The following is a 25,106-nucleotide window of genomic DNA, read 5'->3' as shown; positions in this document are numbered from 1 at the left end:
ATTATCCCTGATTAGAGCGTTGTTGGATGTGTTTCAACGTGTCAGCAATGACGGCGTCGAGCGGTTGATTAATATCAATGGCACAAACATCCTGTTCGTCTGAATCAGGCACTTCCAGCGCCTCAAATTGGGAAACCAACATCTGAGGTTTAAAGAAATGTCCTTTACGTGCTTTCATACGGGATTCGATAAGGTCAAAATCGCCATCCATATACACAAAAGAGAGATTCCCATTGCCTTCACGCAAGCGGTCGCGATAGCGTTTTTTCAGTGCGGAGCAAACGATAATTGAAACATCGTTGGTGCGCTGCATGGCAAATGCCGCATCGTTTAGCGCACTCAGCCAAGGTGCACGATCTTCGTCGTTCAACGCATGTCCTTCTGACATTTTGTTAATATTGCTGCGCGGGTGCAAAAAATCGCCATCTAAAAAGCCACACGATAATTTTTGGGACACCGCACTTGCGACAGCCGATTTACCGCTGCCCGATACGCCCATAACCACATACACGTAATGGGGCTTTTGTGTGTTTTTCATTGACTGGCTCCAGACATTTAGTGTTTTGTTGACGCTGGCACGTAAACCCACGTCAATGTTACCGGTAATTGTTATCGGTAACATTGTCAGCGCCTTTACATAAACTTGCAATGTGAGCCAGCGCACAAAACTTTCTTGTGTGATCTATATCGCAATTTTAATTAGCGTCAGAACAATCACCATGAGAAGAAATAACAGGAATGCAACAGATGACGGGGTAAAAATAATTTCACTAGTGTGATTATTCAGCCATGAAATCAGTTAATTACCGCTAAGAATCGGAGATCAAAAAAGAGCGCCAAAGCGCTCATTTCGATGAAAGATGAGAGTCAGAGATGTCTACTGGCCGTAATAAGCATTAGCGCCATGCTTACGTAAATAGTGTTTATCCAGCAACGTTTGTTGCATATCCGGTAGCTGAGGGCTTAGCTGCTGCGAGAAAATCCCCATATAGGCGACTTCCTCAAGCACCACGGCGTTATGCACCGCGTCAATGGGATCTTTGCCCCAAGCAAATGGTCCATGCGAATGCACCAAAACCGCAGGCATCTGTTCAGCATCAATACGACGTTCTTGGAACGTCTGAATAATCACCTGACCGGTTTCCCATTCATAGTCATGTTGAATCTCTTCAGGCGTCATCAACCGCGTGCAGGGGATGTTTCCATAGTAATAATCTGCATGGGTTGTGCCCCACGCAGGGATATCTCGTCCCGCCTGAGACCAAATCGTTGCATGACGTGAATGCGTATGCACAATTCCGCCAATATTCTGAAAGGCTAAATATAGACCTCGGTGGGTTTCGGTATCCGAAGATGGCTTCCATTTCCCCTCAACCACTGCGCCTGATGCCACATCGACCACCACCATATCTTCCGCGTTCATTCCTGCATATTCGACACCAGAAGGCTTAATCACCATCAGCCCCGTAGCGCGATCGATGCCGCTGACGTTGCCCCACGTAAACGTCACTAGACCATATTTGGGCAGCGCCAAATTAGCTGCCAGCACCTGCTGTTTCAATTGTTCGAGCATCGCTTATCTCCCGCTTTGATAGCGCTATTGTCTAGAACAAGGATTAGCGTGGGTATGGGAAAACTGGCTACAAATCACTGGGGAATTGGCTAAATGAGAAGAATTGAGAGCATGAGCAACCGCATTGAGAGCACAATTCGTTCATATCAATAATTCAAAATAAGAATATTTACCTATTTTGAATTTACCAAGTGAATATACTAAGCCTCATAGACATAACGGTAATTAGCAGAATTATATTTTGTTGATATGGCCAATGTTAAGCATTACGTTCTGGATTACCAATAACCAACAACTATTTTTCTGAACGAAGCATGTCCTATACTTATATGGAAATATAATCGTCAGAAGCTTAAAAGGAGTAAGTGATGAATACAACAATGAAACGTTTTGCAGCGGCAGCACTGGCAGTGACGCTGGTTGCCTCTTTAAGTGCTTGTTCAAACTGGTCTAAACGCGATCGTAACACCGCGATTGGTGCTGGTGCGGGGGCCTTAGGTGGTGCCGTTCTTACCGACGGTAGCGCATTAGGTACCGTGGGTGGTGCCGCTGTTGGCGGGATCATCGGCCATCAGGTTGGCAAATAATACGAGTTAGCTGTGGGCTGATGTTTATATCAGCCCTTTTTTGATTAAAACGATTTAAACAATGAAATCGCTAATCAGCCGCCAGCCAACTTCACCTTATAACCTTTGGCCTCAAGAAGTTGCTTGAGCAAATCCCGTTTGTCGCCTTGAATTTCAATCACACCCTCTTTCACTGCCCCACCGCAACCACACTTCTTCTTAAGTTCTGCAGCTAGCGTTTGCAAGGCCGTATCGTCAAGATCTAAACCGCTAATCAGGCAAACACCTTTGCCTTTACGCCCGCTGGTCTGGCGTTGTATGCGGACGATGCCGTCGCCTTTTGGGCGCGCGACAACCGCCTTCTCTTCATCAATTCGCCCAGTTTCAGTTGAGTAAACCAGTCTGCTGTTTTTGTCTTGCATGGTTAGAATATGTCCTGCTTAAGCTAACGATTTTAATATTTCGCGCAATGTTTCTGCCGGCGCAGGAGATTGGGTGATCGGACGCCCAATCACCATATAGTCCACGCCCGCTTTAGCGGCTTCAACCGGAGTCATAATTCTGCGCTGATCGCCTGCTGAACTTCCCGCAGGTCGAATGCCCGGTGTAACCAATTTAAACGCCTGTCCGCAGCTCGCTTTCAAGCGAGTTGCTTCATGTGCTGAGCAAACCACGCCGTCTAAACCACACTCTTTCGTCAGCAGTGCCAGACGCTCAGCATAATCAGCAGGTGATAGCTCGATGCCAATACCGCGCAAATCCTGTGCTTCTATGCTGGTTAGCACCGTCACAGCAATGAGCAGTGGCGCATCTTTTCCAAACGGTAGCAATGCTTCACGGGCCGCTGTCATCATGCGCGCTCCGCCGCTGGCATGCACGTTGACCATCCAAACCCCTAGCTCTGCCGCTGCTGCCACGGCATGGGCAGCGGTATTGGGAATATCGTGGAATTTTAAATCGAGGAAAATTTCAAACTGACGCTGCTGTAATTCGCGCACGAACTGCGGGCCAAACAGGGTAAACATTTCTTTGCCGACTTTAAGGCGACAGTCACGCGGATCGATATTGTCGACAAATGCTAAAGCAGCATTTTTATCGGCATAATCAAGAGCGACTAGGATCGGTGACGTGATAGCGTTTGCCTGAGATGGCGTAGAAATGGACATTGCGACTCCCTGAAGCTGGCGGTAAATGAAATAAGGCCTTTATCAGGGAGGGCATTGTACACAGCGTTAGACAATGTGCCTAGCGCAGAGAGAGGCGAACGGCAAAGAATTACTGGCCATCGAGCCCACGAATAGGCTTGATGGTGGACCACGCACGACACGATGGGCAATGCCAATACATGGTGTGCGCGGTAAAACCGCACTTCATGCAACGGTAGCGAGGCTTGGTTCGAATTTGCTCACCAACCATATCACGCAGTAGCTGCAAACTTTCTTTTGCCCTACCGTCTTCGGCTTCTGCCAGATGGTAATCCATCAAGCGATGGAAGGTACGCATAGTTGGATGGCGTTGTATTTGGCGGCCCACATACACCTGAGCCACCTCGATACCTTCATTTTGTTCCAAGACTTCGGCCAGCATCAGCTCTGCGGTTGCGCCAGTATTTTCTTCTACACAGCGACGTAAAAATGAAACCCACTGATCCGGCTGGTTGAGTTGCTGGTAACATTCTTGCATCATTGGCAAGACTTCGCTGACCAGCTCTTTGTCTTGCTCTAATACCTGAGACAACGCTTCAACCGCCTTCGCGGGCTCATTTTTGGCAATATAAATACGGCCAAACATCACCGATACGCGAGCACAGTTTTTATCCGCAGAGGCCGCTTTTTTTAACAGCGTCATAGCGCGATCTAAATCATCGCTGCCCATTGCCTGCAATGACAGCTCACAGTAAAAATGCGCAATTTCGGTGCGTTGTTGATCTTTTCCCAGCTTCACTAGCTTCTCAGCAACATCGATGGCTTTTTGCCAATCGCTGGTCGCTTGATGGATGATCAACAGCTGTTGCAACGCGGAGACTTTAAAATCCTGTTCATCAATAAGCTGATTAAACATTTCCTCAGCGCGATCGTACAAACCGGCGGCCATATAGTCACGGCCAAGCTGCTGCACGGCCAGCAAACGCTGATCGAAAGTCAAAGAAGCACTCTCCATCAAGGACTGATGGATACGGATGGCGCGGTCGACCTCGCCACGCGAGCGGAATAAGTTACCTAACGTAAGATGCGCTTCGACCGTATTGCTGTCCTCTTTAAGCATATCAAGGAACAGATCGACCGCTTTGTCCTGCTGGTTAGAAAGCAGAAAGTTCACCCCAGCCACGTATTCACGTGAAAGTCGGCTCGCTTCCTGTTGCTTATCCTGCTGAGCACTTCTGCGTCCCATATACCAACCATAAGCGGCAGCAACGGGAAGAAGCAGAAACAGCAGCTCTAACATAGTCTCTATTCCTTCGGCGTCGCAGAAGGTGCGAGGTTGTCTGGCTCAGATGACGCAGCTTGCTGTTCCAGTCGACGAATTTTTCGTTCAGCGCGCGCTAAACCTAAACGCACTCGGACATAAAACAGGCCGCAGATAACCCAACCCAAAATGAATCCGGCTGCAAACAATGTGGCCAGCAACGTTGACAGGCGGTATTCGCCCTGAGCAATTAAATAGTTAAACGTAACAGCCTGATCGTTATGCGCACCCAATGTGACCGAAAGCACAAAGATGGCTAAAACAACCAAAAAAATCAGCAGATATTTCACATTTCTTCCTGTAAATCAGGTTAGTCGGATGAATTATGCCAAAGAAAACAGCACCCGAATGGTTAAATTATCATTTAGTTATATTGTAGGGAAACCCCACGTAGCACTAAAACCCTGTTTTAACAGCGTGCTCACCCTAACAACATCATGCCATTCTCCAATGAGATACCCAAGCGCCACACGGAAGAATAGATAAATATTAGGATCATATGGGGCCAAATGCCTAAAAATTCAAGCGTTATTCAGCCTTACTTCTCTGCCGTACGAGCACGAATCTCCTGAGACTCAGGCACACTGATGCCAAGAGAACCGCACCACCGTTGCACCAGTACGCAAGAAAGAGTGACTAGTACCCAGCTTATCGCGCAGGCAACAATTAAATCTATGGGCCAGTGCATCCCTAATACCAAACGGCTCCCCATTACGCCTATTGCCCAGATGGCGATTAGCCCCGTTGAAACATAGTGGCGGCGCGGCAACAACAGGCCGAACGCGAGTAGTGCCCACGTTGCAGCAAACGTCGTGTGGCCTGAAGGAAAAGCAAAGCCAGTTTCAAACGCCCAATGGCCTTTCAGCCACTGCGGGATCCGTATTTCATGCAACAGCTGTTCAGTGACAAGATTGCTGCGCTCTGCACGTTTGAGCGCATAAAACGCCTGAGCATCAACGCCATGTTCACCTTCTAGCCACAAAACAAAAGGCCGAGGTTCTTGCACCCAGCCTTTGATTGTCGATTTAATCGCCTGCCCTACCAACACCGTTGCCATCAGTATAATAAATAAGATTATCGTCGCTTTGATCCGAAAGCGTAAACACCATAAAAACCAGCAGCCAAGGATTAAACACGTGAGAATACCCCACGGCGCAGTCACTGTTTCAGTCATTGCATAGAGAGCTTTGAGCACGTTGTTTGAATCACCGGGCTGCCATTTCCAGCCGCACAGCCAAACGCTCACCGGCATCGCCAGCAGCACAATCAGGCCCAAAGTGGTACGTTTTGCAATCTGTAACATCAATTAATCCTTTCTTTCTATTGATTATTCAGTGTAGCAACACCATATCAATGAAGCCTATCAGGAATTGCCGAGCGGTGTTTTATTGACCGGTTGAAACAAATAATACGTGTCCTTCAGCGAAAACTGCTGTATCGACGCGACTTGTGGCAAAATAGGCACCCTATTAACGATTCGGTTTTACCGGATTTACTTCGGTTGTGCCTGCACTCACCTGCATCGGCGGCGCACAATAACCGATGTCCGTTATGGACAGTATCTAAAAGATGTAGTTGTGGAGATCAACATGCAGCTTAAACGAGTGGCTGAAGCAAAACTGCCGACACCTTGGGGTGATTTTTTGATGGTCGGCTTTGAAGAGATTGCCACCGGCCATGACCATCTGGCATTAGTTTATGGTGATGTGTCTGGCTCAACGCCGGTGCTTTCACGTGTGCACTCCGAGTGTTTAACCGGCGACGCCCTATTCAGCCTACGCTGCGACTGTGGTTTTCAGCTTGAAGCGGCGCTTGAGCACATTGCTGAAGAAGGTCGTGGGATCTTGCTTTACCACCGTCAAGAAGGCCGCAATATCGGCCTGCTCAACAAAATTCGCGCTTACGCCTTACAAGATAAAGGCGCGGATACGGTTGAAGCTAACCATCAGTTAGGATTTGCCGCTGACGAACGCGATTTCACCCTCTGCGCAGATATGTTCAAACTGCTGGGCGTTGATCAAGTGCGTTTGCTGACGAACAATCCAAAGAAAGTAGAAATTCTGACAGAGGCCGGTATCAACATTACCGAACGCGTGCCGTTAATCGTGGGCCGTAACCCTAAGAATGAACGCTATCTGTCGACGAAAGCCGCAAAGATGGGTCACTTACTCGATTAAAATATATCGATGTGATCTGTTGCTGATATCGCTACAGAGACAACAAAGGAGGCCATTGGCCTCCTTTTTAATACGCGCTTAGTGATATTGCAGGATCAGTGACTACGGATGTACTCATCCATATCAGTTTTCAGGTTATCGGATTTTGTACCGAAGATAGCCTGAACGCCAGAACCCGCAACAACCACACCCGCAGCACCCAGTTTCTTCAGGCCAGCCTGATCCACTTTAGCCACATCTGCCACGCTCACACGCAGACGAGTGATACACGCATCAAGGTTTGTGATGTTGTCTTTACCACCGAATGCAGCCACCAGTGCAGCAGACATACCGTCATTGCTCTGAGCACTCTGTTCGGAAGATGAATCTTCACGACCTGGCGTTTTTAGGTTCAGCTTAGTAATCAACACACGGAAAATCGTGTAGTACACCAGACCGTAGATAATACCCACAATCGGGAATAGCCAGATTTTGCTGCTGTTGCCACTCAGAACGATAAAGTCTATCAGGCCATGAGAGAAACTTGTACCGTCACGCATGCCCAACAGAATACAGATTGGGAAAGCTAGCCCCGCCAGAATCGCGTGAATGGCATACAGAATCGGTGCCACGAACATGAAGGAGAATTCAATCGGCTCGGTGATACCCGTCAAGAACGAGGTCAACGCAGCTGAGATCATGATCCCACCGACTTTGGCACGATTTTCTGGCTTAGCAGAATGCCAAATAGCAATCGCTGCAGCAGGCAGACCGTACATTTTGAACAGGAAGCCACCGGACAGTTTACCCGCGGTTGGATCGCCTGCCATATAGCGAGGGATATCACCGTGGAATACCTGACCTGCCGCATTGGTGAACTCACCGATCTGCATTTGGAAAGGTACGTTCCAAATATGGTGTAAACCAAATGGAACCAGTGAACGCTCAACCAAACCGTAGATGCCAAAGGCAACAACAGGGTTTTGGTAAGCCGCCCACTGTGAAAAGGTTTGGATCGCGGTTCCGACTGGAGGCCAAATAAAGGACAGCACAATGCCCAAGAAAATAGCAGCCAGACCAGAGATGATCGGAACAAAACGTTTACCGGCAAAGAAGCCCAGATATTCAGGAAGTTTGATGCGGTAGAAACGGTTGAACATATAGGCGGCAATAGAACCCGCGATGATCCCACCCAGCACACCAGTATCGGCTAAGTGCTTCGCGACGATCTCTTCGGCAGGCATGTGCAGAACCAGAGGCGCAACCACAGCCATGGTTTTCACCATAATGCCGTAGGCCACTACCGCCGCCAGCGCAGAGACGCCGTCATTGTTAGTAAAGCCGAGCGCAACACCAATAGCAAAAATCAGCGGCATGTTTGCGAATACTGAGCCACCGGCTTCAGCCATCACATGGGAAACTACCGCAGGTAGCCAGCTAAAGTTGGCAGAACCGACACCCAGCAGAATACCTGCAATGGGTAATACGGAAACTGGCAGCATTAGCGACTTACCCACTTTCTGCAGGTTTGCGAATGCGTTTTTGAACATAATTGAGAGTGCTCCTGAATAAATAGTGCTCTTTTATTAGCCTGCTCTCGTATGCCCGAGAGTCACGCCGCGGACAGGAAGAGAACCTGAACGCCTAGAAGTGTCTTAGCACTCCTTTAATTTTTACGCAGGGTAAAATAAATAACCTGCAAGATGTTTGATGGCTGTCACGTTTCCATAATTACAGAGATCTGAATAACATTTTTGACAAAAAAGTGTTAAAAAATCACCAAAATGGTTTCATAAAAATAGCCATGTAAACATTTTCGAACAGCAAGATACCTGCTTGAACGATTAATTACGAGCAATAAAATAAATAGACTTTAACTATGTGTTGGCAATGTTACGCCAAACAAACGGCTGAAATTGTCTGTTGTTTGCCGGGCTAAATTATCCGGAGTCATCCCCTTCAATACCGCAAGATACTCAGCGACATCGCGTACATAGGCGGGTTGGTTCTCTTTGCCACGGTGAGGCACGGGAGCGAGATAAGGCGAGTCGGTTTCCACCAACATACGATCTACAGGAACATAGCGGGCGACTTCACGCAGCGCATCCGCATTACGGAACGTTACAATGCCAGAAAATGAAATATAGAAGCCCATATCAAGTAACTGCCGCGCTGTTTCCTGATCTTCAGTAAAGCAATGCAGCACACCGCCGCACTCGCTCACCTGCTCTTCACGCAGAATATCTAACGTATCCTGCCGCGCATCACGCGTATGCACGATCACGGGTTTGTGTAGCTCACGGCCAATGCGGATATGCTGACGAAAAGACTCCTGCTGCAGGGGGATATTGTCTTTCTGATAGAAATAATCGAGGCCAGTTTCACCCATCGCAACCACTTCTGGGGCGCTCGCTAATTGACGCAGTTCGTCATAGTCATAGCCCCCGTCCAAATTCAGGGGATGGACACCGCAGGAAAAAGCCACATTGTCGCGCAGTCCGATTTGCTCACGCATTGCTCGATAGCCCGGCAACGTCGTTGCCACAGCCAGCACAAAACCAACATCGCGCGCTTTGGCATCAGCTAAAACGCTATCAACACTTTTGTGCAGATTTTCATAATCCAGACCATCTAAATGGCAATGGGAGTCAACTAAGTACATAAATTTTAACCTGATATTAATCACGGATCGCGTAGAGAACCCCGAGGGCACGGCTACGCGCTAGGAGGAAAGGAGTCGCTCCACAGACAAAGCTGGCGAGTGAGCATTAGCTCGCGGTTGAGCCCTGTGGTAGTGAGAAGCTGATGGCGGCAGAATATCCATTGCTCTAGCTGTTGCTGCAAAATCGTTGTTGCCTGGGTCGACGCCAGTTGATAAACCAACGGCTGTTGATCAAGATTTGCAAGGGCAGCCGTTGCTCCCTGCTGCAATTTCATCGCATCAAGCAATAAAGCACATAGCCATGTTAGCCGTTCATGCACATTATCGTGATTTAACAGTGGTAATAACTGCATCCACTGACGCTGAGGGATCGCTTGCTGCAAACCCTGACACAGCTGAAGACGTTGCTTCCAACTATTTGGCTCAAGCAGGCTCAAGGCTGCCACAGGCGCGCCACCGTTCAAGCGTAATGCGGTACGCATAGCCAGCTCATCGCCCGGCTGTTGGCTTTGAAGCCAGCGTAAGCTCAATGATTCTTCAGGCACAGCAAGATGCATATAAAAACAACGGCTACGTAACGTAGCGAGCAAATTAGCCGGCTCACGCGTTCCCAAAAGAAAATAGGTTTTCTCTGGTGGTTCTTCAAGCGTTTTCAGCAACGCATTCGCTGCCGCTTCCGTCAGCGTTTCAGCGCGCGGCAGCAGGACGACTTTAGCGCCGCCCTGCTGAGCATGGCTGTAAAGATGTTCGATAATTTGGCGAACAAGCTCAATACCAAGGCTCGTTTTACCTTTTTCTGGCTGTAAGTCGTACCAGTCTGGATGGTTACCCGCCAGCATCAAACGGCAGCTATGACACTCGCCGCAGCTTTTGTCGCCATTTGGCCGCTGACACATCAGCCAGCGCCCTAATGCATACATCAGTGAATCGTCGCCGCAGCCCGCAATCGCGTGCACCAACAGAGCATGGTGCCCTCGCCCACTCTGGTGCTGAGCAACCAGTTGACGGTATGGTACGGTCAGCCAAGGATACCAATTCACGCGGGCTGCTCCTGATCCTTAAACCATGTCTGAAGCGCAGTGCGGATAGAGGCCGTCACTTCGGGCAAGGTTTGCGAGGCATCAACGGTGATAATGCTGTCATCCTGTTCGGCTAATGCCAAATAACGCGCTCTTGTGCGTTCGAAAAAGGCCAGCGATTCCTGTTCGATACGATCTAATGCACCACGGCTACGCGCTCGCTCTAAACCTATCGCTGGAGGTAAATCCAGATATAGCGTTAAGTCAGGTTTAAAGTCACCTAATACCGTATCGCGCAGCGACTGCATCAGACGGGAGTCAACCCCTCTGCCGCCGCCTTGATAAGCCTGAGATGAGAGATCGTGACGATCGCCTACTACCCACGCTCCGCGAGCCAACGCTGGTTTGATCACATTATCCACCAACTGAACGCGTGCAGCGTAAAGCATCAGCACTTCGGCTTTGTCGGTTAGTTTTTCGTTTTCAACGCCTTGCTTAACTAAATCGCGCAATTTTTCAGCTAACGGTGTTCCACCCGGTTCACGGGTAAAAACGATCTCTTCAATACCTTGCTGACGAAGCTCATCTACTACGGTATCGCGGGCCGTTGTCTTACCGGCCCCTTCCAGACCCTCAATCACGATGAACTTACTTTTCATTCTTTTCCCTTAGCACCTGCAAATAGTTGCGTACGGCTTGATTATGGCTCTGTAGATTAGTGGTAAATACGTGTCCACCTTTTCCATCTGCAACAAAGTACAAATAAGAAGTTTTTTCCGGGTGCGCTGCGGCCTCTAACGAGGCGCGGCTTGGCATGGCAATCGGCGTTGGCGGCAGTCCTGATATCACGTAGGTATTGTATGCGGTTGGCTGCTGTAAGTCGCGCCGCGTCAAATTACCGTTATAGTTTTTGCCGAGACCATAAATCACCGTAGGATCGGTCTGTAAACGCATGCCAATACGAAGGCGATTGATAAATACCGATGCCACTTTGCCGCGTTCTTCACCAACGCCGGTTTCTTTTTCAATGATTGACGCCATGGTCACCAGATCTTCAGGTGTCTTATAAGGCAGATTTTTCTCGCGATCCTGCCATATCTCGTCAACTTCTTTGCTCATGCGATTATACGCCCGCTTAAGTATCATCTCGTCGCTATTACCCGCGGTGTAATGATACGTATCAGGATAAAGCCAGCCCTCGATTGGGCAGCCTTCAGGTATGCCCAAGATTTTGGCTATCTGGTTTTCATCTTTGTTCGCCAACGCATGCTTCAGGTTTGGCGAAGCGGCTAAGACCTGCATCCAATCTTGAAAGCGCGTTCCTTCAATGAAGCGTACCGTGAACTGTGCTTCTTTGCCGCTTTTAAGCAGTTCAAGAAATTCACGCACGGTCATACCAGGTGTAATGCGATAGGTACCCGCTTTAAAATTAGCCAATTCAGGCTCAAGCTGCAGTAGCCACGGAAAATAACGAGGATGCGCAATGAGCTTGTCCCTTACTAGTAGGCCTTCTAACGCCACGCGTCCGGTGCCCCCAGGGAGTTTAAACAGCGTTTCTTGAGTCATCGCCAAAGGCGTTCGGGCAAACTTCTGCACTTGTTGATAGCTCCAAAACAGCGCGACTAACAAAACAAGAATGCAGACAACAAGAAGTCCAAACAGTTTTTTCTTCATTCAACCGCCAAATCATGACTCATACACAGGAAGTAGACACTGTGGTAATAAATAGTCCGCCAATTGCCGTGAGCTAAAGCGATACTCCCCCGCTTTATTCACCGGCAACAACGGCATTAAAGAGTTGCATATAAACACTTCTTCCGCGTCTTGCAACGCATCTAAGGATGCAGAGACAATACTTAATTCATACTCACTTTCAGCCAGAATGCGAACAATGCGCTGACGCATCAGCCCATCAACGCCTGCGTTGGCAAGCGTTGGCGTAAATACCTGTTGCCCAATACGCCAGAATAAATTAGCCGCACAGCATTCCACTAGCCTAGCCTCGCTGTCAAGCACCAGCGCCTCATGGGCTTTCGTCTGCTCAAGCTTTGCCTTAATCAGCACCTGCTCTAGGCGGTTGAGATGTTTAATGCCAGCAAGAGAAGGATTGATACCTAAGCGGATAGGACTTACAGCCAGCGTGATGCCATCCTCTTGCCACTGGGCATACTGAGCCGGAATTGCGCCATTTGAAAATATACGGCGCGGGTTTTCGACAGCTGAAATAGAATAACCGCGTCCGCCGCTACCCCGGGTTATGATCGCTTTGACCACGCCATTCCCAGTCTCAATCGCCGCTTGACGAAATTCTGCGAGCCAAGCCGTCCAATCAACCGGTTCAATAAATAACCGCGAACAGGCAGACTGCATCCGTCTGAGGTGAGCGTGAATATCATCGATTCGCCCTTGCACAGAACGAGCCGTGGTAAAACAGCCATCGCCATAGTGCAAACCGCGGTCACCGAGCGAAATCACCTCTGCGGGTGTTCCATTTAGCCAAAACATCACAAACTCCCGACGATGACCAAGGCATTCTGCCTCGATGCGATAATCATATTTTAGCGTTTTGAGAGGCGTAGGTAAAAAAAATGGCCCCATAAGGGCCATTTGATTTATGCAGATAACATCTCAAAACTTAAGCGACTTTAGATTTTGCGAAAAATCACAGAACCGTTAGTGCCACCAAAGCCGAAGGAGTTACACAGTGCATATTCCAAACCTTTCACCTGACGAGCCTCGCCGGGTACAAAGTCAAGATCACAACCTTCATCTGGGTTATCCAGGTTGATGGTTGGCGCAACAATTTGGTCGCGCAGCGTCAGAATAGTAAAGATAGATTCAACTGCACCAGCGGCACCCAGAAGGTGTCCCGTCATAGACTTGGTGGAGCTGACCATCACTTTAGCGGCATCTGCGCCGTATACACTTTTCACTGCCTGCGTTTCTGCTTTATCGCCCGCCGGAGTAGACGTTCCGTGAGCGTTGATGTAGCCAACCTGAGATGGATTCAAGCCTGCATCACGCAGTGCATTCACCATCGCCAGCGCTGCACCTTCACCGTTTTCCGGTGGAGAAGTCATGTGGTAAGCATCGCTACTCATACCGAAACCAACGATTTCAGCATAAATTTTTGCACCACGCGCTTTCGCATGCTCGTATTCTTCAAGAACCAGAATACCAGCACCGTCACCGAGAACGAAACCGTCACGATCTTTATCCCACGGGCGGCTTGCCGCTTGCGGGTTATCGTTACGCGTTGACAGTGCGCGTGCGGCACCAAAGCCACCGACACCCAAAGGTGTACTCGCTTTTTCTGCACCACCTGCCAGCATGACGTCTGCGTCGTTATACGCGATCATACGGGCTGCATGTCCGATGTTGTGCACACCAGAAGTACATGCCGTTGCAATAGAAATGCTTGGGCCACGCAGACCTAACATGATAGTCAGATGACCGGCTACCATATTTACAATGGTTGAAGGCACGAAGAATGGGCTGATTTTACGCGGTCCGCCTTTAACAAGCGCACTGTGGTTTTCTTCAATCAGGCCAAGTCCACCGATACCAGAACCAATCGCGGCACCGATACGTGGAGCATTTTCTTCAGTTACTTCAATCCCAGAATCTTTAAATGCCTGAATACCGGCAGCGACTCCGTACTGAATGAAGGCATCCATCTTGCGAGCATCTTTACGCGAGATGTAGTCTTCACTATTAAAATCCTTTACTAAGCCAGCAAAACGCGTTGCATAGGCGCTAGTATCGAAATGGTCGATTAAGCTGATGCCACTCTGCCCGGCTACGATAGCATCCCATGTGGAATCTACTGTATTACCGACAGGAGACAACATGCCCAGTCCGGTCACAACAACTCGACGCTTAGACACGCTTGTCCTCCAGGGAGGGAATTTAATTTGAAACTCTATGAGAGCAGGAAAAAACGTAGGCGGTCGAGTGACCGCCTAGATGTGTTCGATTACTTGTTCGCAGATTCGATGTAGTCGATTGCTGCTTGAACAGTAGTGATCTTTTCTGCTTCTTCGTCCGGAATCTCAGTATCAAACTCTTCTTCCAGAGCCATAACCAGTTCAACGGTGTCAAGAGAATCAGCACCCAGATCGTCAACGAAGGAAGCAGCATTCACGACTTCGTCTTCTTTAACACCCAGCTGTTCGATAATGATTTTCTTAACGCGTTCTTCGATAGTGCTCATACTCTTAAATTTCCTATCAAAACTCGCTTTCGCGATGGTTTTCGTAGTGTATTGAAAGTTGAAAAAGATGCAACTAAATCCCGGCTGGTCAAACCACGATTTTGCGTTATTTTGCGGTCATTCCCTCAAAAAACGCAAATTATTTTCGTGATTTTTAGATCATATACATGCCGCCATTGACATGTAAGGTCTCACCGGTGATGTAGCTAGCCTCATCCGAGGCTAAAAATGCAACAGCGTTAGCGATTTCTTTTGCATCACCCAAACGGTTCGCTGGGACCTGCGCCAGAATGTCTTTACGCTGCTCTTCCGTTAGCGAACGTGTCATATCGGTCTCAATGAAACCAGGAGCCACGACGTTAACGGTAATGCCACGAGAAGCAACTTCTCGTGCTAGAGACTTACTAAAGCCAATCAAACCTGCTTTAGCGGCCGCGTAGTTTGCTTGTCCAGCATTACCCATTGTACCCACAACAGAGCCAATGGTGATAATGCGGCCACAGCGTTTTTTCATCATAGCTCGTAAAACCGCTTTTGACAGGCGGAATACGGAAGTCAGATTCGTGTCGAGGATATCCTGCCACTCATCGTCCTTCATACGCATCAATAGGTTATCACGAGTAATGCCGGCATTATTGACCAAAATGTCAATTTCGCCAAATTCAGCACGGATGGTGCTCAATACTGCATCAATAGAAGCTGAATCAACAACGTTCAGGTTTAAACCTTTGCCGTTTTCGCCCAAATAAGCGCTAATATCTTCTGCGCCTTTATCACTGGTTGCAGTGCCAATCACACGGGCACCACGGGCAACTAAAGTCTCAGCAATAGCGCGGCCAATACCACGGCTTGCGCCGGTGACCAGTGCAATTTTTTCTTCGAAGCTCATCATTTTCCTCTTCTTATTGTGCAAGCGCGGCAGATACAGACGCAGCGTCGTTAATCGCAGCTGCCGTCATGGTATCGACAATTCGCTTGGTCAGACCGGTTAGAACTTTACCCGGACCAACCTCCAGCAGGTGCTCAACGCCCTCACCTGCCATAAATTCGACTGATTCACTCCAACGTACTGGGCTATACAGCTGACGCACCAAGGCGTCACGGATAGCGTCAGGCGAGGTTTCAGTTTTAACATCCACGTTATTCACAACGGGGAACTTAGGCGCATTGAAGGCAATCCCCTGCAGCGCAATCGCAAGCTTATCAGCAGCAGGCTTCATCAATGCACAATGTGATGGCACGCTAACTGGCAACGGCAGCGCACGTTTTGCGCCAGCCGCTTTACACGCGGCACCAGCACGCTCAACGGCATCTTTATTGCCGGCAATAACAACTTGTCCCGGAGAGTTAAAGTTCACAGGAGAAACAACCTCACCCTGAGCAGACTCTTCACAGGCCTTGGCAATAGCATCGTTATCCAGACCGATAATGGCAGACATCGCGCCAGTACCCGCAGGTACAGCTTCCTGCATCAGCTTGCCGCGCAGTTCAACTAAACGAATGGCCTGTTTGAAATCCAGAACACCGGCACATACCAGCGCAGAATACTCACCGAGGCTATGACCTGCCATCATTGCAGGCTGAGCACCATTCTCCTGCTGCCATACGCGATAAATCGCGACGGAGGCCGCCAGTAACGCAGGCTGTGTCTGCCAAGTTTTGTTTAACTCTTCAGCTGGGCCTTCCTGAACCAGTTTCCACAGGTCATAACCCAATGCGTCGGATGCCTCAGCAAAAGTCTGCTCTACAATCGGAAATTGTGCCGCAAGATCGGCCAACATACCCACGGTTTGCGAGCCCTGTCCTGGAAACACCATTGCGAATTTAGACATGTTTGTTTTCCTGATATTCTTTTTATACCAACGGGTTAAATATTGTTACCCTGTAACTTATGTAACAACACCTATGCCAACGTCAGAAAACCTTAACGATTAAAAACGAACCAAAGCAGAGCCCCAGGTGAAACCGCCACCAAAAGCTTCAAGCAGAATCAGTTGGCCACGCTGAATGCGACCATCACGCACGGCCTCATCTAACGCGCAAGGCACGGATGCCGCAGACGTATTACCGTGACGGTCAAGAGTCACGATCACGTTATCCAACGTCATACCCAGTTTTTTCGCGGTTGCACTGATAATACGCAGGTTTGCCTGATGCGGAACCAGCCAATCCAAATCGCTACGCTCAAGATTATTCGCGGCAAGAGATTCGTCGACGATATGTGCTAATTCAGTCACGGCAACTTTAAACACTTCGTTACCCGCCATGGTCAGATAGGCCTGATCTTCGGTGTAACGTTGGCGATTTGGCAGAGTCAGTAACTCACCGTAGTGACCATCTGCGTGGATGTGAGTCGAAAGAATGCCCGCCTCTTCAGATGCACCAAGAATAACAGCGCCTGCCCCGTCACCAAAGAGGATAACAGTGCCGCGATCGGTCGGATCCAGCGTACGACTTAAGGTATCAGAGCCGATCACCAGCGCGTGTTTGACCGCGCCGTTTTTAACGTACTGATCGGCAATGCTCAGCGCGTAGGTAAATCCTGCGCAGGCAGCGGCAACGTCAAAGGCCGCACAGCCTTTGATATCCAGCATCTGTTGAACCTGACACGCCGCGCTTGGAAACGCATGCGTTGCCGATGTGGTGGCAACAACGATCAGGCCAATATCATTTTTATCAAGCCCAGACATTTCAAGCGCATGTTTCGCCGCTTCAAATGCCATGGTTGACACGTTTTCATTCGGCGCAGCGATGCGACGTTCACGAATGCCTGTACGGGAAACAATCCACTCATCAGACGTTTCAACCATACTTTCTAAATCGGCGTTGGTACGCACTTGTACGGGCAGGTAGCTCCCCGTACCGAGAATTCTTGTATACATGTACGATCAATCACTCTTGGGTAATATCGTCTCAAGGCGCAGGGCAATTCGCTGTGGAATTTGCCTTTGCACCGCCTGCACAGCCTGTTCGATAGCGACAGCGAACGCTTTTTGGTTCGCCGCGCCGTGGCTTTTAATCACGGTGCCACGTAATCCTACCAGACAAGCTCCATTATACTGGTCGGGGTTCAAATCACCGAAACGCTTAGCAATTCTTTTTTGTATCAAGCGCCCCAATAATTTTAGCCACCAAGAGCGCTTGCGCTTCTCTCCTGGTGATTTGAGAAGGGATAGAAACATGCGCACCACCCCTTCCATCGTCTTTAACGTAACATTACCCACGAAGCCGTCACAAACCAACACATCTGTTTTGCCAGTCAGCAAATCATTGCCTTCTAGATAGCCGATATAATTAAGCGTTGGCGTGCTTTTGAGCACAGCGGCGGCTTCGCGGATATTGTCTAAACCTTTAAACTCTTCTTCACCAATGTTCAGCAGGGCGATGCGTGGCGAGGTTATGCCAACGATCTCTTCCGCCATTACCGCACCCATCACGGCAAACTGCACTAACATGGCACTACTACTTTCAACGTTAGCGCCCAAATCTAGCACTACCGTCTTACTCTTTCGCTGATTCGGTAACACCGTCATCAGCGCGGGGCGCTCAATACCGTCTAGCGGTTTAAGCATCAATTTCGCCAGCCCCATCAGCGCGCCGGTATTTCCCGCGCTGACTACCGCCTGAGCCTCGCCACTCTTCACTAAATCAAGCGCGATACGCATCGATGTTCCTTTGCTGGTGCGGATAGCATGCGAAAGTTTAGCATCGTTGGGTATAACTGATTCAGCAGGGATCACACGCAAACGTTGTTGAAGCGCAGGTGCTGCTTTAGCAAGATAAGGTGCGATGGCGTCGGGTTGTCCGACAATAAGAAGGTATAGCGACGAAGTAGACGCCAGTGCCTGCAAAGCTGCAGGCACTGTGATGCAAGGACCGAAATCCCCGCTCATAGCATCTAACGCGAGGGTTAGACGAGTCAAAGTATCGCCTTGTAAATACTAAAAGTATTACTTAACGATAACCTTGCGACCGCGGTAGAAACCGTCCGCAGTGACATGGTGACGCAGGTGAGTTTCACCGGAAACCTTGTCAACAGAGACGGTAGTCGTGGTCAGCGCATCGTGTGAACGACGCATACCACGGCAAGAGCGGGTTTTTTTGTTCTGTTGTACGGCCATTGACCTTACTCCTTGATTACTTACGCTTTAAACTGGCTAATGCGGCAAATGGATTAGGCTTGTCTACCTCAGGAGGTAGTTTACCAAATACCATGTCCGCGTCGGACACTTCACAGTGTTCAGATTCATGCACCGGAACTACCGGCAGGGCGAGGATGATTTCATCTTCAACCATTGCCAACAAATCGACTTCACCAAAATCGTTGACTTCGATCGGCTCGTAAGCTTCCGGCAATGCTTCAGCCTGCTCGTCATTGGCGACCGGGCTGAAACAATACGTTGTATGGACCTGCTGTTGGAACGTCTGATTACAGCGCTGACAACATAACGTCACCGTTACGTCGGCATGACCAGTAATCACCGCTAACCGCTGGTTATCAATATTAAATGACAACGACACGGCAACATCGCTATCCACACTGACCACAGATTCAGCAACTCGTGTTACCTGCTCAGACGAATAGAAACCAACGTAATCTAATCGTTTCTGTGCAGTACGAACTGCATCAAGGGTCAAGGGTAATTTTACCTTTTGCATAGGGCGCGCATATTAACTTTGTAAAGACCGAGAGTCAAAGGAAAAGGCCTTGCAGGCACACTTTCCCTCCAATATTCGCTTCCTGAGCGGCGGACAGTTTAAAATGCCAGATTCAATTACGCCATGCTTTCTGGAAAAAATATGTCACCTTTAATTTTAGCGTCTACTTCGCCCTACCGCCGAGCTTTACTAGAAAAGCTCGGTATTGAATTCATCTGCGCCGCGCCCGACACGGATGAAACCCCCAAAGAGGGCGAGTCAGCGCCCCAACTCGTCCAGCGTTTAGCACAAGAAAAAGCGCAATCTCTGGCCGATAAATTCCCTAATAATTTTATTATTGGCTCCGATCAGGTATGCGTTATTGATGGGAAAATTGTCGGAAAACCGGGGTCGATTGAGAATGCGCATCAGCAATTGCGTGCCGCCAGTGGAAAAATCATTACCTTTTATACCGGCCTCTGCGTATTAAATAGCCACACAATGCAAAAGGAAAATGTGTGTGAGCCCTTCCACGTACATTTTCGCCGCTTAACCGATGACGAAATCCACGCCTATATTCAACTCGAGATGCCGCTGTACTGTGCGGGCAGCTTTATGTGCGAAGGTGCGGGTATATTGCTTTTTAGCCAGCTTGAAGGACGCGATCCCAACGCACTGGTGGGGTTACCTTTAATTGCGCTTAACGAAATTCTGCTTAAGTTTGGCTATAACGCCTTGCTTAAAGGTAAAAATAAAGCATAAAAAAAGCCGGAATAATCCGGCTTAGTTGATTTATCAGCCTCTATCAGGCTTTCGTTTTACGCAACACATCGAGGCAGTGGCGTAATTTCTTGTCCATAGGGGCTTCCACCCGCATGGTTTCACCTGAATTGGGATGTTCAAAGCGTAATGCTGCAGCATGCAAGAATAAGCGATCTAGGCCGGTTCCCTTCAGCTCACCATCAAAATCACGATCGCCATAACGATCATCGAAGGCAATCGGATGGCCAGCGTGCAGTGCATGCACGCGGATTTGGTGAGTTCGGCCCGTCACGGGACTGGCCTTCACTAAGGTTGCATGTTCAAAACGCTCTTCAACTTTAAAGCGCGTTTCAGACGGTTTGCCTTCGGCGTTAACGCGAACGATACGCTCACCGCTTTGCAGAATATTTTTGAGTAGCGGCGCCTGCACGACTTTACAATGCGACTGCCACTGACCACGAACCAGCGCCAAATAGTCTTTCTGCATTCCTTTCATACGCAGCTGCTCATGCAACGCGCGCAGTGCAGACCGCTTCTTAGCGACCAATAATACACCGGAGGTTTCGCGATCGAGACGGTGAACCAGCTCAAGAAAACGCGCTTCAGGACGTAATGCACGCAGCCCTTCGATAACACCAAAGCTTAAGCCGCTGCCGCCATGTACCGCGGTACCCGATGGTTTATTCAGCACCAACAAATAATCATCTTCAAAGATGATGCAATCATTCAGCGCGGCCACTTTGTCCAACTTCGCCGAAACGGGAGCCTCATCGCGTTCGGCAATCCGCACCGGGGGAATTCTAACTTCGTCACCCGGCTGCAATTTATATTCTGGTTTGATGCGCTTTTTATTAACTCGCACCTCGCCCTTACGCACGATGCGATAAATCATACTTTTTGGCACGCCTTTCAGCTGATTGCGCAAAAAATTATCAATACGCTGCCCTGCCTCATCGGCGGCAATCGTGACTAACTTTACTGAGGTGTTATTCATATTCATGGGCGCGATTTTAAAGAGGCATTCAACTGCATGCCACTTCTTTTTTGAGCTCGCAGCAGATTATCGTGAAAGGCAGGGATAATGAGAGCAATGAGAACGTTTGCGCCCGCATTCTGACTAATATACGAGCAACCAGACAGGCTTGTTGTGAAGTACCGCAAGAATCTTCTGGATAAGGGTAAAAGTCGTCTTGCTATACAGGCCGTTGCAGTGGAATAATGAAAAAGATTTCCGCGTTAATTCTCATTAAGACAGGGAAAACGACGGGATTTGACGTTTACTTGATGCCACAGAAATGCAGCAATGGCGTAAGACGTAGTGTGAAATCAAGTAATTAGCGGGCTGTGGGTAGCAGTCTGACCTAAAACATGGAATCAGCAATGCTGCATATTTTTGCAATCATTGACTGATAAACAGTGCTGTGTTTCACAAAGCTGTATTTTCGCTAAGAAACATAGGCTTACCGAAATATGCGCCCCTATGCAGGCGACAACCGTGAGGTTGACGACTTTGCGATAAGACTCGGGGTCATCGGTCTTCCTCTCGGTCAGGACGTTATTTTGCCCGCAGCTTAGTTGCCAATGCAAAAAAAATGAGTAAGTTGAAGATGAAAAGAATGTTGATTAACGCAACTCAGCAGGAAGAGTTGCGTGTTGCCCTTGTAGATGGACAGCGTCTGTATGATCTGGATATTGAAAGCCCTGGTCACGAACAGAAAAAAGCTAACATTTACAAAGGGAAAATAACCCGTATTGAGCCAAGTCTGGAAGCTGCTTTTGTAGATTACGGTGCTGAACGACACGGTTTCCTCCCCCTTAAAGAAATTGCCCGCGAATATTTCCCAAACAATTACTCCTCACATGGTCGCCCAAACATCAAAGATGTTTTACGCGAAGGTCAGGAAGTTATCGTTCAGGTTGATAAAGAAGAGCGTGGCAACAAGGGCGCTGCGCTGACAACGTTTATCAGCCTTGCTGGTAGCTACTTAGTACTGATGCCTAATAACCCACGCGCTGGCGGGATCTCTCGTCGCATCGAAGGTGATGACCGTACAGAATTGAAAGAAGCGCTTTCTTCTCTGCAATTACCTGATGGCATGGGTCTTATCGTTCGTACCGCAGGCGTTGGCAAATCAGCCGAAGCACTGCAATGGGATCTGTCATTCCGTTTGAAACATTGGGATGCCATTAAAAAAGCCGCGGAGGGCCGCCCTGCTCCGTTCCTTATCCATCAGGAAAGCAACGTTATTGTTCGCGCATTCCGCGACTACCTGCGTCCAGACATTGGCGAAATCCTGATTGATAATCCCAAAATTCTTGATCTGGCCAAACAGCACATCGCCGCGCTGGGACGTCCTGATTTCAGCAGCAAGATTAAGCTCTATACCGGTGAAATCCCGCTGTTTAGCCACTATCAAATTGAATCTCAGATTGAGTCTGCTTTCCAACGTGAAGTTCGCCTGCCTTCCGGCGGCTCCATTGTTATTGACTCCACTGAAGCCCTGACGGCCATCGACATTAACTCCGCACGCGCTACACGCGGTGGCGATATCGAAGAAACCGCATTCAACACCAACCTTGAAGCCGCTGATGAAATTGCTCGCCAGCTGCGCCTGCGTGACCTTGGTGGCCTGATTGTTATCGACTTCATCGATATGACACCAGTTCGCCATCAGCGTGAGGTTGAAAACCGCCTGCGTGATGCCGTTCGCCAAGACCGTGCGCGTATTCAGATTGGACGCATCTCACGCTTTGGTCTGCTTGAAATGTCTCGTCAACGCCTCAGCCCATCGCTGGGTGAGTCAAGCCACCACGTTTGCCCGCGCTGTAACGGCACCGGCACCGTACGTGATAACGAGTCACTTTCACTCTCCATCCTACGTTTGATTGAAGAAGAAGCGCTGAAAGAGAACACCAATGAAGTTCACGCTATCGTTCCTGTGCCGGTTGCCTCATACCTGCTGAACGAAAAACGTGAATCTGTTAGCGCCATCGAAAAGCGTCAGGACGGTGTTAAAGTCATCGTTGTTCCTAACGACCAGATGCAAACTCCGCACTACAACGTAGTTCGTGTGCGCAAAGGTGAAGAAACCAGCACCCTCAGCTATCTGCTGCCTCAGCTGCATGAAGCGGAAACGCTGACCGCCGAGGAAGAGCCTGTTCTGGAACGTAAACGCCCAGAACAACCTGCGTTGGCCGCTTTCTCACTGGATGTTGAAGCGCCTCCGGCAGAAACAGCCGATCCAGTCGTTGCAGCGCCTGCGGTGAAAACCGTTGCACAGCCTACAACGCCTGCGCAACCAGGTTTGGTAAGCCGTTTCTTCTCTGCGCTGAAAAACATGTTTGCAGGTTCTGAGCCTGAGCAAAAACCAGCGGTGGAAGTTTCCGCGCCAGCTGAAGAGCCTCGTCGTCAGAATCAAGATCGCCGCAACAACAATCGTCGCCAGAATGGTCGTCGTGATCGTAACGATCGCTCTGACCGTAGCAATGACCGCAACGAACGTAACAACGATCGTAACGACCGCGGTGAACGTACTGAACGCAGCAACGAGCGTAATAACGACCGTAACAGCAACCGCGAAGACCAGCGTCGTAACCGTCGTCAGTCAACGCAGCCAGCGAATGCTGATGTGGCCGTTGAAACAGCGAACGTTGAACAGCGTGATGAACAGCAGCCTCGTCGTGAACCGCGTAATAACGATCGTCAACGTCGTCGTACAGAAGATAAGCGTCAGGCCCAGCAAGAAGTCAAAGCGCTGGAAAACAGCGATGCCGTAGTAGCGAATGAGGCTGAAGAAAGCAGCCGTGAAGAGAATCAGCACATGCCGCGCCGTCAGCGTCGCCAACTGACTCAGAAAGTTCGCTTTACGACCCAGGCTGAAGACGATGCAGCAGCCGCTCTGGCTAAAGCATCCGTTCCTGCCGTTGTCACCGCGCCAGTGGTTGCAGAAACCGCGCCACAGACACAGGCTGAACCAACGCAGCAGCAAGGCAATGATGATGAAGGGTTCCGTGATAACCGCCAAGGTGAAAACGGCATGCCACGTCGTTCACGTCGCTCTCCTCGTCATCTGCGTGTGAGCGGCCAGCGTCGTCGTCGTTATCGTGATGAGCGCTATCCAACTCAGTCACCAATGCCGTTGGCATTTGCCGCAGCATCGCCTGAGATGGCCTCTGGCAAAGTGTGGATTAGCTATCCGGTCGCACAGCCGGCAATCTCTGATACTGAAGTTGAAACGCAGACTGTCGCTATCGAACAACCGATTGAACAAGCACCTGTTTCACCCGTTAACGGATCCGTGACTGAGCATGTTGCTCAACAGCCTGTTATCGTTGAAGAGCCTGTTGTCGCACCTGTAGATGTTGCACCAGTTGCTGAGTCAGTCGTTGCTGAGACAGTTGCAGTTGAGCCGGTCATCGAGAAGCCAGTTGTAGAGAAACCAGCCGCATCCGCTCCGGTAGTCGCTACCTCTGCAGCAGCAGTTCCAGCTGCGTTTGACGCCATCGTGCCAGCTCAAGTTATCAATGACGAACCGACGGCTGTTGAAGAACCAACACCCGCAGTTGAAGAGCTCATTGTCGATGACAAACCGGCCGTAGCTGAAGCTGCCGTAGTTGAAGCAACAACTTCTGAAGCACCTGTCGTAGCAGAAACCGATGCGGCAGTAACCGTCGCTGAAGAGACGGCTGCTGAAGAAACGTCCGTTGAACCTACTATCGTTGAAACAGCTGCAGTTGAAACACCAGTTGCTGAAGCTATTGAAGAAACGACGGTTGAGGAAGCGGTTGCTCAAGAACCTGTGCAACCTATCGTCGCGGCGAAACCTGTCGTCGTCGTCGCAGCTAAAGCTCAGCGCGTAGCATCAGCGCCGATGACCAAAGCTCCAGCGCCAGAATATGTACCTTCTGCGCCGGTCGTCAACAACTGGCAGCGCCCTGCTCTGGATTTGCAGAGTAAAAGCGGTGCCGGTGGACACGCTGCGGTAAGCCAAGCAACGGCTCCAGCAACCAAGCCACCAGCGGTTACTGACTAATCAGTTAGTGTAGTAAAA

General features: G+C 49.4%; 26 protein-coding genes. 4 read left to right on the top strand and 22 right to left on the bottom strand.

Annotated features, from left to right (window positions below):
- Nucleotide 1 precedes the first annotated feature (1 nt).
- Both gntK and araD read right to left on the bottom strand, forming a co-directional pair.
- Nucleotides 2–538 carry a gluconokinase gene (gene gntK, locus BN1044_RS10945; protein ID WP_025797156.1) on the bottom strand — a complete coding sequence of 179 codons (537 nt, stop codon included), beginning with the start codon at nucleotides 536–538 and terminating at the stop codon, nucleotides 2–4.
- A 339-nt stretch (nucleotides 539–877) separates the two neighbouring features.
- Complete coding sequence (gene araD, locus BN1044_RS10940) at nucleotides 878–1,573, bottom strand: L-ribulose-5-phosphate 4-epimerase (protein ID WP_072308689.1); 696 nt, start codon at nucleotides 1,571–1,573, stop codon at nucleotides 878–880.
- 368 nt (nucleotides 1,574–1,941) lie between these two features.
- Between araD and osmB the strand changes: the two genes are divergently transcribed.
- Nucleotides 1,942–2,160: an osmotically-inducible lipoprotein OsmB gene (gene osmB / locus BN1044_RS10935; protein ID WP_004092957.1), complete on the top strand. Its 219-nt coding sequence runs from the start codon at nucleotides 1,942–1,944 to the stop codon at nucleotides 2,158–2,160.
- Between the two features lie 74 nt (nucleotides 2,161–2,234).
- Here osmB and yciH read toward each other — a convergent pair whose 3' ends face one another.
- From yciH to pgpB, 5 genes are all read right to left on the bottom strand, one after another.
- Nucleotides 2,235–2,561: a stress response translation initiation inhibitor YciH gene (yciH, locus tag BN1044_RS10930; RefSeq protein WP_072308688.1), complete on the bottom strand. Its 327-nt coding sequence runs from the start codon at nucleotides 2,559–2,561 to the stop codon at nucleotides 2,235–2,237.
- 18 nt (nucleotides 2,562–2,579) lie between these two features.
- Nucleotides 2,580–3,305, bottom strand: a complete 726-nt coding sequence (gene pyrF, locus BN1044_RS10925) for an orotidine-5'-phosphate decarboxylase (protein ID WP_072308687.1) — start codon at nucleotides 3,303–3,305, stop codon at nucleotides 2,580–2,582.
- Between the two features lie 109 nt (nucleotides 3,306–3,414).
- Nucleotides 3,415–4,584 carry a lipopolysaccharide assembly protein LapB gene (gene lapB, locus BN1044_RS10920; protein ID WP_072308686.1) on the bottom strand — a complete coding sequence of 390 codons (1,170 nt, stop codon included), beginning with the start codon at nucleotides 4,582–4,584 and terminating at the stop codon, nucleotides 3,415–3,417.
- A gap of 5 nt (nucleotides 4,585–4,589) precedes the next feature.
- On the bottom strand, nucleotides 4,590–4,895 hold the full coding sequence (locus tag BN1044_RS10915; RefSeq protein ID WP_072308685.1) for a LapA family protein: 306 nt from the start codon (nucleotides 4,893–4,895) through the stop codon (nucleotides 4,590–4,592).
- A 248-nt stretch (nucleotides 4,896–5,143) separates the two neighbouring features.
- A complete protein-coding gene (pgpB, locus tag BN1044_RS10910) occupies nucleotides 5,144–5,908 on the bottom strand; it encodes a phosphatidylglycerophosphatase B (RefSeq protein WP_072308684.1) in 765 nt (254 codons plus the stop codon).
- A gap of 286 nt (nucleotides 5,909–6,194) precedes the next feature.
- On the opposite strand from pgpB, the gene ribA reads away from it, so the two are divergent.
- Nucleotides 6,195–6,782, top strand: coding sequence for a GTP cyclohydrolase II (ribA, locus tag BN1044_RS10905; protein ID WP_025797168.1), 588 nt, complete (start codon nucleotides 6,195–6,197; stop codon nucleotides 6,780–6,782).
- A gap of 95 nt (nucleotides 6,783–6,877) precedes the next feature.
- On the opposite strand, the gene ptsG is transcribed toward ribA, so the two are convergent.
- The 14 genes from ptsG to yceD form a co-directional block, all read right to left on the bottom strand.
- Nucleotides 6,878–8,311, bottom strand: a complete 1,434-nt coding sequence (gene ptsG, locus BN1044_RS10900) for a PTS glucose transporter subunit IIBC (protein ID WP_046449145.1) — start codon at nucleotides 8,309–8,311, stop codon at nucleotides 6,878–6,880.
- Between the two features lie 323 nt (nucleotides 8,312–8,634).
- The gene (locus tag BN1044_RS10895; protein ID WP_072308683.1) at nucleotides 8,635–9,423 is read right to left on the bottom strand and encodes a metal-dependent hydrolase; all 789 of its coding nucleotides are present in this window, start codon (nucleotides 9,421–9,423) and stop codon (nucleotides 8,635–8,637) included.
- A 53-nt stretch (nucleotides 9,424–9,476) separates the two neighbouring features.
- Nucleotides 9,477–10,463, bottom strand: coding sequence for a DNA polymerase III subunit delta' (holB, locus tag BN1044_RS10890; RefSeq protein ID WP_072308682.1), 987 nt, complete (start codon nucleotides 10,461–10,463; stop codon nucleotides 9,477–9,479).
- On the bottom strand, nucleotides 10,460–11,101 hold the full coding sequence (tmk, locus tag BN1044_RS10885; RefSeq protein WP_072308681.1) for a dTMP kinase: 642 nt from the start codon (nucleotides 11,099–11,101) through the stop codon (nucleotides 10,460–10,462). The genes holB and tmk overlap by 4 nt, the downstream gene beginning before the upstream one ends.
- Nucleotides 11,091–12,116 (bottom strand): endolytic transglycosylase MltG, encoded by a 1,026-nt coding sequence (mltG, locus tag BN1044_RS10880; RefSeq protein ID WP_072308680.1) that lies wholly within the window; start codon nucleotides 12,114–12,116, stop codon nucleotides 11,091–11,093. The genes tmk and mltG overlap by 11 nt, the downstream gene beginning before the upstream one ends.
- A 12-nt stretch (nucleotides 12,117–12,128) precedes the next feature.
- A complete protein-coding gene (pabC, locus tag BN1044_RS10875) occupies nucleotides 12,129–12,947 on the bottom strand; it encodes an aminodeoxychorismate lyase (RefSeq protein WP_072308780.1) in 819 nt (272 codons plus the stop codon).
- Nucleotides 12,948–13,087: 140 nt separating this feature from the next.
- A complete protein-coding gene (fabF, locus tag BN1044_RS10870; RefSeq protein WP_072308679.1) occupies nucleotides 13,088–14,329 on the bottom strand; it encodes a beta-ketoacyl-ACP synthase II in 1,242 nt (413 codons plus the stop codon).
- 89 nt (nucleotides 14,330–14,418) lie between these two features.
- Entirely contained in the window at nucleotides 14,419–14,655 is a 237-nt protein-coding gene (gene acpP, locus BN1044_RS10865) for an acyl carrier protein (protein ID WP_004092933.1), read from the bottom strand.
- 154 nt (nucleotides 14,656–14,809) lie between these two features.
- Entirely contained in the window at nucleotides 14,810–15,544 is a 735-nt protein-coding gene (gene fabG / locus BN1044_RS10860; protein ID WP_072308678.1) for a 3-oxoacyl-ACP reductase FabG, read from the bottom strand.
- Nucleotides 15,545–15,557: 13 nt separating this feature from the next.
- Complete coding sequence (fabD, locus tag BN1044_RS10855) at nucleotides 15,558–16,487, bottom strand: ACP S-malonyltransferase (protein WP_072308677.1); 930 nt, start codon at nucleotides 16,485–16,487, stop codon at nucleotides 15,558–15,560.
- Between the two features lie 99 nt (nucleotides 16,488–16,586).
- Nucleotides 16,587–17,537: a beta-ketoacyl-ACP synthase III gene (locus BN1044_RS10850; protein ID WP_072308676.1), complete on the bottom strand. Its 951-nt coding sequence runs from the start codon at nucleotides 17,535–17,537 to the stop codon at nucleotides 16,587–16,589.
- A gap of 6 nt (nucleotides 17,538–17,543) precedes the next feature.
- On the bottom strand, nucleotides 17,544–18,578 hold the full coding sequence (gene plsX, locus BN1044_RS10845; RefSeq protein ID WP_072308675.1) for a phosphate acyltransferase PlsX: 1,035 nt from the start codon (nucleotides 18,576–18,578) through the stop codon (nucleotides 17,544–17,546).
- 27 nt (nucleotides 18,579–18,605) lie between these two features.
- A complete protein-coding gene (gene rpmF / locus BN1044_RS10840; protein WP_004092921.1) occupies nucleotides 18,606–18,776 on the bottom strand; it encodes a 50S ribosomal protein L32 in 171 nt (56 codons plus the stop codon).
- 16 nt (nucleotides 18,777–18,792) lie between these two features.
- Nucleotides 18,793–19,314, bottom strand: a complete 522-nt coding sequence (gene yceD, locus BN1044_RS10835; RefSeq protein WP_025797194.1) for a 23S rRNA accumulation protein YceD — start codon at nucleotides 19,312–19,314, stop codon at nucleotides 18,793–18,795.
- Between the two features lie 141 nt (nucleotides 19,315–19,455).
- Between yceD and BN1044_RS10830 the strand changes: the two genes are divergently transcribed.
- Nucleotides 19,456–20,055, top strand: coding sequence for a Maf family protein (locus tag BN1044_RS10830; RefSeq protein ID WP_072308674.1), 600 nt, complete (start codon nucleotides 19,456–19,458; stop codon nucleotides 20,053–20,055).
- Between the two features lie 43 nt (nucleotides 20,056–20,098).
- On the opposite strand, the gene rluC is transcribed toward BN1044_RS10830, so the two are convergent.
- Nucleotides 20,099–21,055, bottom strand: a complete 957-nt coding sequence (gene rluC, locus BN1044_RS10825; RefSeq protein ID WP_072308673.1) for a 23S rRNA pseudouridine(955/2504/2580) synthase RluC — start codon at nucleotides 21,053–21,055, stop codon at nucleotides 20,099–20,101.
- 607 nt (nucleotides 21,056–21,662) lie between these two features.
- Between rluC and rne the strand changes: the two genes are divergently transcribed.
- Nucleotides 21,663–25,088 carry a ribonuclease E gene (gene rne, locus BN1044_RS10820; protein ID WP_072308672.1) on the top strand — a complete coding sequence of 1,142 codons (3,426 nt, stop codon included), beginning with the start codon at nucleotides 21,663–21,665 and terminating at the stop codon, nucleotides 25,086–25,088.
- Nucleotides 25,089–25,106: the final 18 nt, after the last annotated feature.

Source organism: Hafnia alvei, assembly GCF_900095695.1.
Classification (GTDB): domain Bacteria; phylum Pseudomonadota; class Gammaproteobacteria; order Enterobacterales; family Enterobacteriaceae; genus Hafnia; species Hafnia alvei_B.
This window is presented reverse-complemented; position numbering and strand designations above follow the sequence as displayed.